Consider the following 17,112-nt stretch of genomic DNA (forward strand, 5'->3'; position numbering starts at 1 on the left):
GCCTGAAAAAACAGCTGAAACATCCGTGTAAACGTTCATTTTTATCGGCTTGAAGTGCCTGTCGGACAAGTCCGTTATCACCCCCTTTAACGTCCATAAACCCCCTGCTAGCGCTACGGCTCCTTGGCTAACTTAGGGTTCTCGCTGTAGAACCCGAGGAATACAAAGTGAGCAACGACAACAAGATTCACGATTGCGCCGACGCGGTGTGCATTATCGGAAGCGGGCCTGGCGGGCTTTGCATGGCCAGGGCGCTCAAGCGCCAGGGACTCGATTACGAACAATTCGAGCGACACAGTGAAGTGGGTGGTGTCTGGGATATCAATAACCCCGGAACGCCGATGTACCATTCGGCGCACTTTATCTCTTCGCGCGATCAGTCTGGCTTCATTGATTACCCGATGCCCGCGCACTTTCCCGACTACCCGAGCAATCGGCAGATTTTCGAGTACGTCCGCTCCTTTGCAATGGCGTTCGACCTGTACGGCAAAATCCGCTTCAACACCGCCGTCGACAATGTCGAAAAGGAAGAAAACGGCCGCTGGCTGGTGACACTGGCCAACGGTGAACGACGCCGCTATCGCGCGGTTGTGTGCGCCACAGGGTGCAACTGGGACCCGAACATGCCCGAGGTGAAAGGTCAGTTCGAAGGCACCATCAGGCACTCGGTAACCTACAAGCATGCCGACGAATTCAAGGGCAAACGGGTAATGGTCATCGGTGCGGGCAACTCCGGTGCAGATATTGCCTGTGACGCCGCCAGGCATGCGGATAAAGCCTTTATCAGCATGCGCCGCGGCTATCACTTCATCCCCAAGCATCTGTTCGGAATGCCGGTTGATGAGTTCGGCGAAAAGGGGCCGCAACTGCCAATATGGCTGGCGCGGCCGATATTTCAGGCGATTCTGCGCGTGATCAATGGCGACACGCGCCGTTTTGGCTTACCCAGACCTGACCACAAGCTGTTTGAAAGCCACCCGTTGCTCAATACCCAGTTGCTGCACTGTTTGCAGCACGGTGATATTCAGGTCAAAGCGGATGTCTCGCACTATGAGGGGCAGTACGTGGTGTTCAAGGATGGCACACGCGAGGCGCTGGATCTGGTGCTTTACGCCACCGGTTATAAATGGAGCTGCAAATACGCCGCAAACTATTTCGAGTGGAAGGGCGGTCGGCCCCGGTTATACCTGTCGATTTTCAGCCGCGAGCACCACAACCTGTTTGGCATCGGTTACGTTGAAACCAACTCCAGCGCCTACAAGCTGTTCGACAGCGAGGCCCACGCGGTGGCCTGTTACTTGCGCGACCAATTGCAGCAAAAAGCCAGAGCTCGTCAATTTGATCGGTTGATTGCGTCTGACGATCCGGATCTTTCCGGGGGGATCACGTTCGTCAAATCCCAACGCCATGAGGTGTACCTGGAGGCTCATACGCTCAAGAAATACCTGCGCAAGTTGTCTCATGGGCTGGGCTGGCCAATGGTCGAGGAAGGCTACTACAAGAACCTGCGCAGAGGTGCCGGCTATGTGGCTGCGCCGCTGCTCCAGCAAACGGCCGCCATTCAGGAGACGTGCTCATGAAAACGGTGGTCCTGATTACCGGTGCGGCCGGTGGCATAGGCCAGGCCATCTGTGCCCAGCTGATCCGAAGGGGGATGCAACTGGTCCTGGCTGATATCGACGAAAAACAATTGTGTTCGCTGGCAGAAAAACTGGGGGAAGGCGCTTATCCCTATGTGGTTGATCTGACCGATCAGCAAGCCCTGGCTGATTTGATGGCCTATATAGAAGCAGAGTTTGGCCGACTGGACGTGCTGATCAATAATGCCGCCATCGCGGTGGTCGAGGCGTTCGATACACGCTCGGTGGACAGCATCAGCCGAGAGCTCAATATCAATCTCGTTGCACCCCTGATTCTTACGCGCCTCGCCATCCCATTGCTCAAGCGCTCGGCTGACGCCCGGATAATCTCCACGGTTTCGCTGGGCGGTGTATTTCCCACGCCGGAATCACCCATCTATTGCGCCAGCAAGTTCGGCCTGCGTGGCGCCATGCTGTCGATCGGGCTGGATCTGGCAGAGAAGGGCATCAAGGTCGGCTCGATCCTGCCCACTGCGACAGACACACAAATGTTGCGCAAGGAAGCGATTGAGGGCGGCAACGCCTTGCAGTTCATCGCGCCGCCGCAATCGCCGGATGACGTCGCACGTCAGGTAATGCTCATGCTCGACAAGCCCTGCCTGGAGCGATCACCGAAACCGAGTGAATCCTGGGCGTCCAGTCTGGCCATGTTGTTCCCCAATCTATTGCCGCGGGCCATCCGCCTGCTACAAAAACGTGGCGAAAAGGGCATGCAGAAATATATCGAATCATTGGGCGAGCGAGGTCTGGCGCACCAGGTGGAAGGTGTCTGGCGTTTGAAGCAGTAAACCCGACATTGGGCCGGCGGCGTTTTTTTGACCTTTGCAGCGCGGCTGATACCAAGGGTTTCATGGCTATCCGTTTTCAGCTAACGGATAATGCTGCGAGTTCGAGGTTCATGCTGCAATCTGCCGCACAGGAGATAATGATGGTCAAAACGCGTCCACGTCCCGCCGTGAATGGAGTCGCATCAGCGGATAGAGTGCTCACCGTTCTGTCTTCGTTTCAGATCGGAGACTCGGCCTTGAGCCTTGTGGAACTGGTCGAGCGCACCGGACTGATCAAAAGCACGATCATGCGTTTGATGGTTTCCCTGGAAACCTATGGCTTCGTCAATCGTCTTGCAGACGGTCGCTATATGCTCGCGAGCGAGGTCATGCGCCTCAATGCGGTGTACCAGGATGCTCTGGATCTTGAGCGGCATGTGTTGCCAAGACTGCACAAGTTGACCGGTGAAACCGGCGAGACGGCCTCTTTTTATGTGAAACACGGCGCCTATCGGTTGTGCCAGTACCGGGTCAACTCTCCTCACCGGCTGCGATTGCATATGCAGCCTGGAGACATGCGCCCCATGGACGGTGCGGCGAGTGCCGAAGCATTGCGTACCCCGTATGCCCGTGCGAAGGATGGGCTGGAGCCTTTTTACTCCAGCGGTGCGACTGACCCGCATGCTGCCTCGATGGCTTTGCCCATTTTTGGCCCGCTGCATGAAAACATCGGAGCACTGGTACTTTCGGGCCCGTCCATGCGACTGACCGCTGACTACGCAAAAGCGATCCGGTCGATCTTCATCGAGGTGGCTGACGACCTGACGCGCAGCCTCGGAGGGAAAAGCTTCGGCGAGGAGAAGGTCACACACCGCGCGACGGCGGTAGACGAAGCGGTCTGAAGCCGGCGTCAGTAGCCACTTCCATAAACAGCCGACTTGAAGCGCTGCGTCAGGCAGCGTTTCAAATCGTTATTGCCGCGCCTCAACTGACCTCTACGGATTTGGCATCCTCAAGCGCTTCACGCTTGCGGCTTCTGCCCATCACAAGCACGGCGATTGCACCGGCTGTGCACAGCGCGGCCAGAGGCAACAGAGCGATCGCATAACTTCCCGTGGCCTGATGGATAGCGCCATAAGCGTTGACCATGATCCCGCCTCCGATCAGATTCGCCAGAGCGCCGATGGCCGCCAGTCCGGCAGCTGCCGTGCTGCTCGAAAGCCAGTTGGACACCAGTGCCCAGAACGGACCTTTCATCGAGTAGGCGCCGATGAGCACCATGGTCAGCATCATCACAGTGGCGGGTAGAGAGGATGTGACCAGCGCCAGCAGCAGACCTGCCGTGATCAAAAACAACGTGGCGGAGGTGTGCCAGCGACGTTCATTGCTGCGGTCCGAGCTGCGCCCCCAGACGATCATGGCAACCGATGCAATACCGTAGGGAATGGCATTGACGAAGCCGATCTCCAGATTGCTCAGGCCAAAGCTTTTCAACAGTTGCGGTGCCCATACGCTCATGGTGCTGCCTGCTGCAGACGCGCCTGAATAGATAAGCGCCATGACCCATATGTCCTTGTGCTTGAGCAGCTTCCACAGCGAGATATGGCCGATATTGGTCTTGAGCTTGCGCTCTTCGTCCAGCTTGTTGACCAGCCAGGTGCGCTGCGCGTCATTCAGCCAGCGAGCCTGAGCGGGACGATCCGTGAGAATGAAAAGGCAGGCAATTCCCAGCAGTACCGCGGGGATCCCCTCAAGAATGAACAGCCAGTGCCAGCCCCTCATGCCCATCCAGCCGTCCAGTGTTAGCAGGTAGCCCGAAAGCGGCGAGCCCAGAAAGTTTGCACCTGGAATAGCGACCATGAAGATCGCCACCATGCGTGCTCGATAGGCTGACGGCAACCAGTAAGTCATGTACAGCAGCACCCCCGGGAAAAAACCTGCCTCGGCAGCGCCCAGCAGAAAGCGCATGACGTATAGCGAGTTGGCGCCCTGTACAAAAGCCGTACCTGCGGAAATCAGCCCCCAGGTGATCATGATGCGTGCAATCCAGATGCGCGCGCCGAATTTCTGCAGTGCCAGGTTGCTCGGCACCTCGACCAGAAAGTAGGAAACAAAGAACAGGCTGCTCGCGAAACCGAAGATCGTCGGGCTGAGGCCCAGGTCATGATTCATCTGCAGCGATGCCATGCCGATGTTGCCGCGGTCGATGATCGCAATCAGGTAACAGAGGATAAGGAATGGAAGCAGTCGCCATGCAACTTTGCGCATGGTAGTGCGCTCGAGTTCGGTGACCGGTTGAGTCGCTTGGGGGCGGGCCATGGTGCTCTCCTGTGTTTATTTTTGTGGAGAAACGGTAGATGTTCGCCCCGCCGGCCAGGCAGCGGGGCGCAAGCCGGATCAGCTATCGAGCAATTGGCGATTCACGACGCAGCGAGGATCAAGCGCGTCGCCTCCCCACACTTTCACGATCTGTTGAACGGCCAGCAGTCCCACGCGATCACGGGATTCGGTGGTATTGGCACCCGTATGCGGTGTAGCAACGAGATTTGGCAGCTGCCACAGCGCGCTGTCGGCAGACGGTGGCTCCGGATTGAACGTATCCAGCCCCGCACCTGCGATTCTGTTGGCTTGCAGCGCCTGGATAAGCGCCTGGGTGTCGACCAGTTCACCACGGGCAGTATTGATCAGGATGCAGTTGGAGCGCATGCGGTTCAGTTGCGCGGTACTGATCAGGTTGCGATTTTCGTCAGTCAGCGGGCAATGCAGGCTGATGATATCGCTGGATTCGATCAGGCGGTCAAAGTCGGTTTCACGCTCGACGTTTGAACGTTCGGGTAGCGTTTTGAGGTAAGGGTCGAACACCTTGACCTTCATCTGCAAGGGCGCAACCAGATCCATCAGGATGCTGCCGATCGCCCCAAGGCCAACCAACCCCAATGTCTTGCCGGACAACTCGATGCCGTTGGCGGTGGCCTTGTCCCAATGCCCCTGACGTGTACGGGCATCCAGCCAGGCAATTTGCCGAGCCACGCTGAACATGAGCGCAAAGGCATGTTCGGCCACGGATTGCGCGTTCGCCCCGAGGGCGATCATGACAGGGACACCTTTCTCTGCCGCCGCCTGAATATCGATGGTGTCGTAGCCGACCCCATGCTTGGCGACCGCCTTGAGCCTGGGGGACGCTTCGATCATTTCTCGCGTGAGCTTGCCTTGCCTGACGATGATCGCGTCGGGCTGCACGTCGCGGATGAGCGAAGTGAGCTCTTCAGCCGGCAGATAGGGGGTGGTGGGGAAAATCTGAATGCCCAGATCATTCGCATAGCTCATCGCGTTGTGTGCCAGGGCGGGGCCCGTCAGCAAAATCTTGCGGGTCATGGATGCGTACCTTGTTCTTGTTTGCGTCGCGTTTGGTGTGCGACCGGGCAGCGACTTCAACCCGCTATCCAAACCCTACCATAATGAAATGCCATTTCACTATCATGATTTTTATCGGACTAAAAAAGTTTATTAATTATTTTTTACCGCTTGATTGATACAAAATGAAATGTGATTCTGAAAATTCTTCTCCCAGCCTTTCGGCGGCAACCCATAATTTCAAGAGAGCCATGCCCCATGACGATTGGATTCCGAGTCCTCGAAGCAGCCCGCAAAGTCAGCGCTGAGTGGGTATCACGTTATCGCGACGTACCCGTCGCAAATGTCAGCGATTCGATGAATAGAATGACCGCAAGCGGCGCTCGCCTGCGTCCGATGCACCGCGAAGGCGTGCTGGCCGGACCTGCTCTGACCGTGAAAGCCCGGCCCGGTGACAACCTCATGTTGCATTACGCCATTGATATCGCCGAACCGGGCGATGTGATCGTGGTGGATGCGGGGGGAGACCTGAGTAACGCGCTCATCGGCGAGATGATGGTGGCCTATGCGGTGAAGCGTGGCGTGGCGGGCATCGTCATCAACGGCGCGATTCGGGACGCAGGGAGCATTGCTGCAGGGACATTCCCGATGTTTGCAGCAGGCATTTCCCACCGGGGCCCCTACAAGGACGGACCGGGTGAGATCAACGTGGCCATTGCGATCGACGGTATGGTGATCGAACCGGGTGATCTGGTCATAGGCGACGAGGATGGCTTGCTGTGCGTACCGTACGAGCATGTCGCCGACGTCTATGATCGAGCCGCGGCCAAGCACCATGCCGAACAAAAGCAACTGGAACAGATCGCCAGGGGAGAAAACGATCGCTCCTGGGTCCTGGAATCCTTGAAGAAAAAGGGCTGCCAGCTACCACAATAACTCGGTACATCAGGCGTAAGCACGGCCGTGGCGCAACGCTGCGCCGTGCCGTTACGCCACGCCAGGCAGCAGACCAAGACGGCCGGGATGCGAGTGCCGGACTTGATGCTCAGCGCTGAGCAGGTATCGTGTAGGCGACACGTTGAAAAACCCGCGGCCCTGAACCGGGCGACACGATATTTTCAAGGCGCGATGCAGAGACCTCATGGCGCTGACGGCACAAGGATTATGTTCATGAAAGCTTTTCAGATCGGATCTCAACAAGGCCTGGACGCGCTGACCGCGACCACTCGGCCCGAGCCGATCGCCGGGCCGGGGCAGGCCATCGTGGCGCCTCGCCTGGTGAGCCTTATCAGCCGGGATGTTCAAATCCTGCGTGGTACATACGGCCCCCGACAATTACCAGAGCGCATTCCCATGTCCGAAGGCGTGGGTGAAGTCATCGCCGTAGGCGAGGGCGTCAGCCAGGTCAAACCGGGCGACCGGGTCATCTGCGGTCACTTTCCCGGCTGGCTGCAGGGCGAATTTCGCACCAGCGTGTTCGCCCACGATGTCGGTGTAACCCATGACGGCTGGCTGGCTGAAAAAGTCGTATTGCCCGCCGCTGCCTTGATTCACGTACCGGACGCGTTGGCTGACAAGGACGTTGCCGCACTGGCATCTGCCGGTCTGACAGCCTGGAACGCGCTGATGGAGGTCTGCAAGGTCAAACCGGGTGAACTCGTCCTGTGTCTGGGGACCGGCGGAGTGGCGCTGGCCGCGTTGAAACTGGCCAGGCTTCACGGCGCACGCGTGGCGATCACCTCATCGAGTGACGAGAAGCTGGACATCGCGCGTCAGCTTGGCGCCGACATCACGATCAATTACCGCACGCACCCGGACTGGGCGGCGCAAGTCATGGCGCTCAGTGATAACGCCGGTGCCGACATCATTATCGAGACAGGAGGGCAGGACACCTTGGGACAATCGATCGCGGCGGCTGCCGTCAACGGCCGTATTGCCGTGATAGGCGTGACGCCAGGTCAGCACTCGCCGATTCCCGACTACCTGTCGCTGATCCTCAAAAACGTCACAATCAGAGGCATCGCCAACGGCAGCCGCGAGATGTTTGTCGACCTTATTCGAGCCATCGAGGCCAATGGAATTGAAACGGTAGTCGCCAGGACATTCAAATTCGCCGATGCCCCCGAAGCCTACGCATATTTCGCCGCCGCGCGGCACATTGGCAAGGTACTGATCGAGTTTGAACAGGGGTGAGGTTACCGCGCCTTAGCTGAACATATAGCGAAAGGCTTACACACGCCGAGGTGAATCAGCCCTGTACGACATGCTCGCGAAGTAGCAATCTATACCCATCAACCGTTGCGCAGGAGGCGCTTCGGAGGTCAGGGATGATCACCATTGCCGGGATGGCTACTGACAGGATGTTGGAATGGTATTGATAGAAAAACGACCCGCTTCGGCGGGTTTTTTTATGGGCGCAAGAAATGGCGCAATGCGCACATCGTCTGAACCGGTTGGTCGTTTACCCTCGACGTTGATCAGTCGAGCGCCGCGCTGGGGATGTACGACGTATGCCGGATGGCGCGGCGGTAGCGGTCTAGACGGACATCAACCGATCCACAGACCGCACCGCTGCATGGCGGGAAAATCCCTGAATATGGAACAACAATGAAACTGCCCTCGGCTCAGACTGCCGCCTGAAACATTTCTACAGGGGTGGGGTGCTGCACGCTATGCTCGGCATGCAACCAGCGAAGTAGCGCACTGCGACCCGCGATGCCCATTTTTACTGCCGCGCGCTTGAAGTAGCTTTCCACCGTGCTGACTTTCAGATCAAGCCTGTCCGCCAGTTGAGGCACAGTGAGACCGGCCAGCAGCCCGACGCACACTTCGGTCTCGCGCGAAGACAGGCTCAGTGCCGAGGCTTCCAGGCGACCCAGGAAGCGCTGGCGCAGGCCTTCCATGGCATCTTTGTTTTTAAGGCTTTTTGTGACAGGCGAGGGGATTGTAGAAACAAGGGTAGGCGTCACAGTCGCAATATGCTGCTTTACGATGGGCAACACCACCCAGGACAGATCCTTGAGCCGGGCGCGCTCCTGACTGGTGAATGCCTTGGCAGAAGGGGATCGATAAACCGACAGCACATACTCCCCCTTGCCTGGGTAAGCGAGGTGTACCTGGGGGAAAGACGCGTGAGGAAGCAGATGACCTGGCTTTTCCTGTGCGTTGTAGGAGGGCGACTCAAACCTGATGGATCTGTCGACGCGAGTGTCTGCCAGTTCTGTCGGGCTCAACAGAACAGGCTCCAGACGTCTGCTGTCGATCCCCGGGTTGAGCACCTGGTGCAGATGTCCACCAAAGGCACCAACGGCGTGAGTGCCGGTTACTTCATTCGTGGATCGACTGAGTCCCTGAATGACATGAGTCGCATCCACGGGCAGCGAAGCGGTGATCATCTCGTGGAGCAAGCGGGCGAACTGGCGGCTTCCGATACCGGAGATCACTTTGCCGAGATGCGGAAAGAGCTGTTGCATGTTCATCGGGGTTCCTTTTTCCGTTTATAGAGAGACACGCCAAGGCGCAGCCTTGATTCAGCAATTAAGTAAGTCTTCTGTTTCTTCGATTCCTGCGGTCAGACAGGTTATATGTAGACCGCAATACAACATTCAAGCGGGCTGAACAGGAGTTTGAAAGTTAGGCGACAACGACGCCCGAGAGCTTGCAGTAGTAAAAAGTCAATCGTGTTACGAGAAGCGAGAACGCTAACCCTAAGCAAGGCACTCTTTAATAGCAGCAACTTTTTTATCGATGTTTATTGAGTCTGACGCTCCCTGTGGGACAGGGGGTAAATGCGAATCACTCTGAATACTTGAAAGGCCGGCAGACGATCGTCTTACCACAGCGCAGCAGCGCCTGGCCTGTGTTGAAAGTGCAGAGGTATCCAGTAACGTTGGCATGACGTTCAACTCCTGTCCCTATCCATGTTGTTAACGCATACGCACAGGGCGTGGCGATACGGGTCGTGCAGCACTGGCGTGTTTATATTAAGGTGATCATATACATTGCAAAGAGCTTTAATAAACTCCAACTGACCGGTGTGACCGAAAACTAACCATATAGTTCATGTTTCACGCTCCAATTGCAATAAAAAAAGTTTAATCAACACGCGATAGATTTCACACTATGCACAGCGACATCGCTGGGACGGGGGCATTCGACGCAGTATTACCGGATACGCTGCGCAGCGGGAAGAAGCGCATGACGCTTCGGCCAGCCGCTTTACTATTTATCGGGCTTGATAGCAAGTGAATGAGTACTCATCGGTACGTTAGTGCACAGCAAATGCGCCTAACAACACCCCTCATCAGGGCACGCTTATTTTTATTTTACGTTCTGCTGGTTGCTCGACAGGCATTTTATAATTCTATTCGCCGCACAACAGTAGGTTCGCTCGGTTTAGCCGATGGATGGCTGGTTGACCGTGCAGCACGGACAGCCTCGTCGAGCGCATGATGCCGGTTAGCTTCGGCCGCCCGCCGGGTGAGACGAGCAAACAGGTAACCTTCTGCAGCACAGGGTGGTCACCCTGTCTGGGATACGCCCGTCATCCACTTGACCAGACCGTGTCGCCCCTTCACGCCAAGCTTCGCTCCGGCCCGCTTCAGATAGGTCTCGATGGAGCTGTTCTTGACGTGAAGCTTGTCGGCCAGCTCTGGAACCGTCGCGCCAGCCAATATGCCAAGGCATATTTCTTTTTCCCGCAACGACAGCCGGACCTCGGATCGACTCAGCTTCTCGTTGAATTCACGTTGAAGCTGGTGGCCGCCCTGTGTAACGGCTTCGTTGTCAGCATGCGCAGTGCACAAGGTACGGGTCGTCTGGGCATGTCGCTCCAGCAGGGGCAACAGGGCCTCTGAAAAGTTTTTCAAGAACGATAATTCGTGAAGTGAAAAGTCACGTTGGTGATGATCGCGGTGCAAGGAAATGACGCAGCGCCTGTTCGACTTGCGCGACACGAGATTGCAGTGATAGGTCCCGGAAGAACCCATGCTGCAGGGTGGCTTGAGATGAACGAGCAGAAAATCGTCCACATTGAGCATTCGAGCGAGCAGCATCTCCTGGTTCTGCGAGACACTCAGACTGAACGGCTTCTGGTCCGCATTCTCTTGCCCGAGGGGCTGAATGCTGATCACGTTTCCTTCGTTCTCGTCGATCGTCCATTCACTCAGGTCAAGTAAATCGATGGGGACGGTGGCCGCGATGATCTGGTACATGTTCGCGGCAAATCCTGTATCACCCACGCTTGCGATTAACTTTCCCAATTCCAGAAAATACGCTGACTGATTTCCCGTCATTTGTAGATTGGCTTCCATTACACATTTGCCCCCATGGCGTTAGTCTCCAGCCCAACCAAAAGCAACCTCGCATACAGGGCAGCCCTCTCGATGCCTAGTAATGAGCATAATGTCTGATTGTAGGACAATATTACTGGCGCATTAAAGAATGTACACATAGGGGCTATTCCCAGTCTGTCGGGGAAAAGGGGGACAAACGTCTCGCTACACGCCAGTGCACCAGGGCTGACAGTGTCCGATAGCACCGGATAATCCTATAAGGGCCAACCCAGTGTGATGTCTCGGAATAAAGGATCCTTTAGCGGCTCACCGTTTCGGAAAATCGCCGTGTTGTAACTAACCAGAAATAAGGTTTATAGCGAAAACCGGCTGGCCAGTTGTCTCGAAAATAAGGTTCTTCATACCGCCGAGTGCATGGCCTGACGCCGTCGCTTTAGGGTGCTCAAAATATATTTCCGTTTTGCGCTCCAGACGCGGTGAGGTCTCCGCGAAAATGTCCCTGAATGCGGGGACAGACGCACACGGGTCCTGATGTTTCCATTACTACATGGCTGCAGGATGAATACCTGCCTCGCAGGATCGTCGTCGTGGAGAAGTAGAGATTCTCATGCACGCCCTTTATTTCAGTGTTGAGCCGCTGATTCATCCGAGATCCGTGACGCCCATTGAGCGGGGAATACAGTGAGCATTGTCGGCTTTTTCCGGAAATTGAATATCCGCAAAATCCTTTTGAGGATCGTATTGATCGATCTGGCGGTGTCGCTGGCTGGCTATGCCTTGTATAGGGGCGCCAGCGGGGAAGAAGAGACGGTCTTTCTCTCAGCCGCAGCAGAAGTGACGGACATTGAGTACGCCGTATCGGCACAGGGCGTGCTTCAGGGCCGCAATCAAGTGGACGTGGGAGCCCAGGTTTCCGGGCAATTGCAGTCCCTGAAAGTCAAACCAGGTGACAAGGTCAAAAGAAACCAGCTATTGGCAGAGATCGATCCACTGCCCGCCAAAAACGCTTTGCGCCAGGCGGTTGTCAAAGTCGAACAACTCAATGCGGAGCGAGACGCGACGCTGCATAAATTGAAACTTGCCGAGTCGAATGATCGCAGATATCAGGAGCTTGGCTCCACGGAGGCGGTTTCCAAAGCGGATCAGGACAAGGCCCGGTTCGAACTGGAGACCCAACGCGCCAACCTGGTATCGCTTACCGCACAATTACACACGGCCCATGTGAAGGAAGAAGCTGCGCGCATCAAGCTCGATTACACACGAATCTTCGCGCCAATGGACGGTCAGGTCCTCGCCATCGTTACTCAGGAGGGCCAGACGGTCATCGCAGACCAAATGGCACCTGTCATTCTGAAGATGGCACAACTCGACACCATGATCGTGAAAGCACAGATTTCCGAAGCCGATGTGCTCAAGATCCAATCCGGTCTTCCGGTTTACTTCACTATCCCGGGCGATCCTGACAGACACCATGACGCCACCCTCAAGGCGATCGAGCCGGGCCCTGTGGACGCCGCAAGCCCGTCTGGCACCACAGGCGAAAACAGCAAAGCCGTCTTCTACAACGCTCTTTTCGATGTCCCCAACCTTGAAAACCGCTTCTACATCAACATGACCGCTAACGTGCGAATTGTGCTCGAGGCAAAGAAAGGCGTGTTGACGATTCCTGTTGCCGCACTGGGTGATCGGCGGGAAGACGGCACCTACAGCGTAAGAGTGCTGGGCGAAGGTACCGAGGTCAGAACAGCGTACGTAGAGCCGGGTATCAATAATAAGGTCAGGGTCGAAATACGTTCGGGGCTTCAAGCAGGCGACAGGGTTGTCATCGGAGAGCGGGGCGGTGTGGAAGGTGTTTGAGCGTATGACAAGGAGGTGCTGGAGAATAAGAACATCCAGCACAGTTGTAAGCCGACGTTAAATCGATAACGGGCACGTTGCTGGCGTCTGATTAATGAATTGGGCGTGTGTTTCAAAAGTCAGGTCAACAGTGGATTAACAGGCGACGCCTGCGTCAGTACTTTCCTGACGCCGTCAGCGTTTGCTCATTCGCCAGTCGTTTTCATTCCTGGAAACCAGGCGGGCTTGAAAATAAACCTATTCTGGAGTGTTAGGTATGGCCATGTATTACGTTGCAATTGCAATGCTCACCGTGCTGCTCGTGCCAGGGCCGACCAATTCGCTGTTGCTGCAGTCAGGGATCAGTCGCGGGCTGAGCCTGTATTCGCTGAAGCTGGTCGCGGCCGAATGGGCGGCTTATGTGATTCAGATCAGCGCGTGGGGCTTATCCATTGATGCGCTGATCGAACACTATGGTTGGGTGGTGGTGACGACCAAGGTTCTGGCCGTGATGTTCCTGTTCTACATTTCTCTGAAACTGTGGTTTTCGATTCACCAGGACCCCGACGGAAAGCCATCGCCGATTTCGGTCTCCGCGTTGTTTTTGGCAACACTCAATAATCCGAAAGGGCTGTTTTTCGCCACGCTCGTAGCCCCCGCCGGGACGTTTTTGCACGTGGAAAGCTATCTTTCATTCATGACGGTTTTTTCCCTGGTCGTTCTTCCTGTCGGTATGACATGGGTTGCGCTGGGTGCTGTATTTGGTCGAAAACTACCGTCGATAATATCGGGCAATCGAGTCAACCGATTAGTGTCATTGGTGATAGGACTGTTCGCGATTATTGCGTTGTATAACGTCGCTGCTACAACGATGTTCACCTGAACTTCCCACCCCGGTGGTGCTCCGTCACTGCGCCATCTCTTAACGATGTATCTAACGTTGATTGTGCTTATGTGCTTAGTAAATGTTGGAGTAGTCAGGTGAGCTATCGAGACATCGTGCTCAGCGACGAGGAAGAAATCGAGTTGAGCCAACGTGTGAGTTCAGCGACGATCAGCCCTCGCGAAGGCCGCCGGGCGCAGGTGATTTTGCTCGCTGCACAAGGCTGTTCTCGTAACGAGATTGCCAGGTTGACCGGGCTATCGGTTGTTTCAGTCACACGCTGGTGCAAGCGTTTTCGAGAACTGCGTCTGCCAGGCCTGGTGGATCTTCCTGGACGAGGTCGCAAGGCATCCCTGCCAGCCGAGGCGTTGAAACAAATCCTTGATCAAGTCACCCAGCCATGTATCGGCCACGCCCGATGGAGCTGTCGAAGCATGGCGAAACTCGTCGGTATATCGCCGGCCAGCGTCCAGCGCATCTGGGCCGCCCATGACATAAAGCCGCACCTGACACACGCGTCAAAACTATCCAGCGATTCGGGTATTGAAGATGAATCCGGGGAGACTGGCGGAGGTATATCCGAAACGCCCGAATAAGGCGTTGGTGTTCCGTTGTGATGAGCAACGCCAGGTACAGGCTTTGGAGCACACCCGACCACGGCTCTCGAGGGAGCACCTGTCCGATCCGGTACCGCATGGCAAACTGAATTACCTGCAGGACGCTGGATCAGATCAAGTGAAAGCCGGTATCCGCCTTGGCTGAAATGCCTGAACTGAATACCGGCGCGCACAGGATTACTGATGAGACGCAGCCCGCTGCGCCGGGTTGCTTTCAGCCATGATTGGCCATTGGCTCGCGGCGCGCATGTATCAGATCACGCGGCGAATAAAAACCCTGCACCAGGCGATTCTTTGACCGGTACTCGCACATCACAAGCAGAGTGTCCGGGAGAGGGATAATCGCGGGTTCATGCTTGACCACCATGATTTTGCCGCCCGAGCGAAGGCGTACATGTGCTCCAGGTTCGAATGTGCCCATCTTCAGTTCCTCCTCACAAGGGTTTTGATGTCCGCTCCGTCCAGCCGCCGCCCAACGCCTTGTAGAGATTGACTTCGGCGGTCAGTTGCGACAATCGGTCGGTGATCAGGTTTTGTTGAGCGCTGAATAAAGAGCGTTGGGCGTCGAGAAATGTCAGGCTGTTGTCGACGCCGATACGGTAACGACGTTCGGCAAGGCGGTAGTACTTCTGGTTTGCCTGTACAAGGTCGCTCTGCGCCTTCAACTGACGCTTGTAGGTCTGACGCGCAGCCAGGCCATCGGAGACCTCCTGAAAGGCGGTCTGTATCGATTTTTCGTACTTTGAAACGCTTATATCCTTCTGGATCTTCGAGTAATCCAGGCTTGCCCGCAGACTGCCGGCGTTGAAAATCGGGATATCGATCTGCGGCGAAAACACCCAGCCTCCAGAGCCGGCTTTAAACAGGCCGGACAGCTCGGTGCTGGATGTACCGGCATTGGCCGTCAGGGTAATGCTCGGGAAGAATGCCGCTCGCGCAGCACCGATGCTGGCGTTGGCCGACTGCAACTGGTATTCGGCCTCGAGAATGTCAGGGCGTCGTTGCAGCAGGTCAGAAGGCAGCCCCGCAGGCACTTCGGCGAGCCATTCCGAAGACAACGGGCGGTCGGGCGCGCTGTCCGCAACCGTGGTGCCCACCAGCAAGGTCAGGTTGTTGAGATCCTGCGCGACCTGGCGCTGGAACGTCGCCAGACTTGCCCGTGCGCTCTCCACCGACGTGCGCGACTGGGCCAGGTCCAGTGACGAAGAAGCGCCCACTTGCTGGCTGCGAGTGGTCAGCTTCAGGCTCTTTTCGTAGGACATCAGCGTGTCCTGAGTCAAGGCCAACAGTTCCTGGTCGGCACGCCAGGTCAGGTAGGCAGTTGCGACACTCGCCACCAGGCTCAGTTGAGTGCTGCGCCGGGCCTCTTCGCTGGACAAATAGGTGAGCGATGCCTGGTCGCTGAGGCTGCGTATGCGTCCGAACAAATCCAGCTCGTAGGAGCTGATACCCAACGTCGCCGAATAACTACCACTGGTCACCGGGGCGCCGGTCTGCGTGATACTGGCCGGCTGGCGCTGCCGGGTACCGCTGCCCGTGGCGCTGATCGCGGGGAACAGATCGGCGCGCTGAATGCGATATTGCGCCTGATAGGCCTCGACGTTGAGCGCTGCCACACGCAAGTCACGATTGTTGAGCAGGGCGCTTTCGATAAGCTGTTGCAGCGTCGGGTCGCGGAACAGGTCACGCCATCCCATATCCGCCGCCAGCGGTCCTGAGAGTGCTGGCGCGTAGCTGGAAGATTGTGGGTAGTGTGCGGGAACCGGTGCTGCCGGGCGCTGATAATCAGGAATCAACGAGCAGCCGCTCAGGGACAGCGCAGCAAACAGCCAGGGGCCAAGGAATTTGTTCATTCTGCGCCTACCATCCACTTGGCCAACCCATGTCGACCGCTGATACCCAGCTTGGCGGCGGAACGTTTGAGGTAGGTTTCGACAGAACTGCTCTTGACGCAAAGTTTCTCTGCGATCTCGGGAACTGTGCCGCCCGCGAGGAACTCCAGGCAGGCCTCTTTCTCCCGTGCGGAGAGCGAAACGTCGCAGGCACGCAAGCGTTCGTTAAACTCGCTTTGCAGGTGCTTGTACTCATCGGAAAGCGGGCCGTGCGACAGTGTGCGTCCAGCACTTTTCATACCGGATTGGCGATGGGCACGTGCGTGTCGCTCCGATAAAGGCAGCAGGGTCTCCGAGAGGTATTTCAAAAAAGACAGCTCTTGCAACGAGTAATCTTTGTCGGCTTGCGGGCGGTGCAACGAGATCACACAACAGCGATTGGCCTTGCGCGAGATCATGCTGCACTGGTGCGAGGTACCGACAAAGTCATTGCCTTTTTCGTTTTTCATCCGGGCATTCAGGTGAATCAGCAGGTCGTCATCCACCTCCAGCACCCGCTTGACCAACGGGTGGTCGTGGCGGTGCCTGGCGTGTGTCGGACACAACGTCTGCAACTGCGGATTCAACTCAGTGCCCGCATAGCCCAACAACTGCACATCTGTCACCGACGACTGATTGTCGTCAACGGTCCACTCGCTCAATTCGACACGGCTGACGGCCAGCGATGTATTGATGAACTGGTGCATGTTGCTCAGAAACATGTCATTTCCGACGCTGGCCACCAACTTCCCGAGTTCCAGATAAATGTGCGATTTCACTTCATCTTTGGCATTCGCTTGTCGGTTCATATGTCTATTCCTGCAGATCAGAAGTTGCGTGCAATGCTGTC

Annotated in this window: 13 protein-coding genes and 1 pseudogene; 8 read left to right on the plus strand and 6 right to left on the minus strand. The window is 56.4% G+C overall.

Annotated elements, in window-relative coordinates; translation table 11 throughout:
* Window positions 1-167: 167 nt before the first annotated feature.
* The 3 genes from BT119_RS18955 (at window position 168) to BT119_RS18965 (ending at window position 3,309) form a co-directional block, all read left to right on the plus strand.
* On the plus strand, window positions 168-1,580 hold the full coding sequence (locus BT119_RS18955; RefSeq protein WP_072366638.1) for a flavin-containing monooxygenase: 1,413 nt from the start codon (window positions 168-170) through the stop codon (window positions 1,578-1,580).
* The gene (locus BT119_RS18960; protein ID WP_072366640.1) at window positions 1,577-2,428 is read left to right on the plus strand and encodes an SDR family oxidoreductase; all 852 of its coding nucleotides are present in this window, start codon (window positions 1,577-1,579) and stop codon (window positions 2,426-2,428) included. The genes BT119_RS18955 and BT119_RS18960 overlap by 4 nt, the downstream gene beginning before the upstream one ends.
* Before the next feature lie 140 nt (window positions 2,429-2,568).
* A complete protein-coding gene (locus BT119_RS18965) occupies window positions 2,569-3,309 on the plus strand; it encodes an IclR family transcriptional regulator (RefSeq protein ID WP_042931175.1) in 741 nt (246 codons plus the stop codon).
* An 82-nt stretch (window positions 3,310-3,391) separates the two neighbouring features.
* Here the strand turns inward: BT119_RS18965 and BT119_RS18970 are convergent, their stop codons facing one another.
* Entirely contained in the window at window positions 3,392-4,726 is a 1,335-nt protein-coding gene (locus BT119_RS18970) for an MFS transporter (RefSeq protein WP_003433932.1), read from the minus strand.
* Window positions 4,727-4,804: 78 nt separating this feature from the next.
* On the minus strand, window positions 4,805-5,782 hold the full coding sequence (locus BT119_RS18975; RefSeq protein ID WP_054081400.1) for a hydroxyacid dehydrogenase: 978 nt from the start codon (window positions 5,780-5,782) through the stop codon (window positions 4,805-4,807).
* 237 nt (window positions 5,783-6,019) lie between these two features.
* On the opposite strand from BT119_RS18975, the gene BT119_RS18980 reads away from it, so the two are divergent.
* Both BT119_RS18980 and BT119_RS18985 read left to right on the plus strand, forming a co-directional pair.
* Window positions 6,020-6,697 carry an RraA family protein gene (locus tag BT119_RS18980; RefSeq protein WP_003372915.1) on the plus strand — a complete coding sequence of 226 codons (678 nt, stop codon included), beginning with the start codon at window positions 6,020-6,022 and terminating at the stop codon, window positions 6,695-6,697.
* 234 nt (window positions 6,698-6,931) lie between these two features.
* On the plus strand, window positions 6,932-7,954 hold the full coding sequence (locus BT119_RS18985) for a zinc-dependent alcohol dehydrogenase family protein (RefSeq protein ID WP_044308095.1): 1,023 nt from the start codon (window positions 6,932-6,934) through the stop codon (window positions 7,952-7,954).
* Between the two features lie 431 nt (window positions 7,955-8,385).
* Here the strand turns inward: BT119_RS18985 and BT119_RS18990 are convergent, their stop codons facing one another.
* Together BT119_RS18990 and BT119_RS18995 are read right to left on the minus strand one after the other, a co-directional pair.
* Window positions 8,386-9,240, minus strand: coding sequence for a helix-turn-helix transcriptional regulator (locus BT119_RS18990; protein ID WP_003372919.1), 855 nt, complete (start codon window positions 9,238-9,240; stop codon window positions 8,386-8,388).
* 1,041 nt (window positions 9,241-10,281) lie between these two features.
* Window positions 10,282-11,055 (minus strand): helix-turn-helix transcriptional regulator, encoded by a 774-nt coding sequence (locus BT119_RS18995; protein ID WP_003433924.1) that lies wholly within the window; start codon window positions 11,053-11,055, stop codon window positions 10,282-10,284.
* A 681-nt stretch (window positions 11,056-11,736) separates the two neighbouring features.
* Between BT119_RS18995 and BT119_RS19005 the strand changes: the two genes are divergently transcribed.
* From BT119_RS19005 to BT119_RS19015, 3 genes and pseudogenes are all read left to right on the plus strand, one after another.
* A complete protein-coding gene (locus BT119_RS19005) occupies window positions 11,737-12,912 on the plus strand; it encodes an efflux RND transporter periplasmic adaptor subunit (RefSeq protein WP_003433923.1) in 1,176 nt (391 codons plus the stop codon).
* A gap of 256 nt (window positions 12,913-13,168) precedes the next feature.
* Window positions 13,169-13,774 (plus strand): LysE family translocator, encoded by a 606-nt coding sequence (locus BT119_RS19010; protein WP_003372924.1) that lies wholly within the window; start codon window positions 13,169-13,171, stop codon window positions 13,772-13,774.
* 98 nt (window positions 13,775-13,872) lie between these two features.
* A pseudogene (locus tag BT119_RS19015) lies at window positions 13,873-14,491 on the plus strand (helix-turn-helix domain-containing protein); the annotation flags it as partial.
* Window positions 14,492-14,825: 334 nt separating this feature from the next.
* Here the strand turns inward: BT119_RS19015 and adeC are convergent.
* Window positions 14,826-16,244 carry an AdeC/AdeK/OprM family multidrug efflux complex outer membrane factor gene (adeC, locus tag BT119_RS19025; RefSeq protein WP_058417192.1) on the minus strand — a complete coding sequence of 473 codons (1,419 nt, stop codon included), beginning with the start codon at window positions 16,242-16,244 and terminating at the stop codon, window positions 14,826-14,828.
* Window positions 16,241-17,071, minus strand: a complete 831-nt coding sequence (locus BT119_RS19030) for a helix-turn-helix transcriptional regulator (RefSeq protein WP_058417193.1) — start codon at window positions 17,069-17,071, stop codon at window positions 16,241-16,243. The genes adeC and BT119_RS19030 overlap by 4 nt, the downstream gene beginning before the upstream one ends.
* Window positions 17,072-17,112 lie beyond the last annotated feature (41 nt).

It is taken from the genome of Pseudomonas sp. NFACC10-1 (assembly GCF_900119195.1).
Lineage (GTDB): Bacteria > Pseudomonadota > Gammaproteobacteria > Pseudomonadales > Pseudomonadaceae > Aquipseudomonas > Aquipseudomonas cerasi.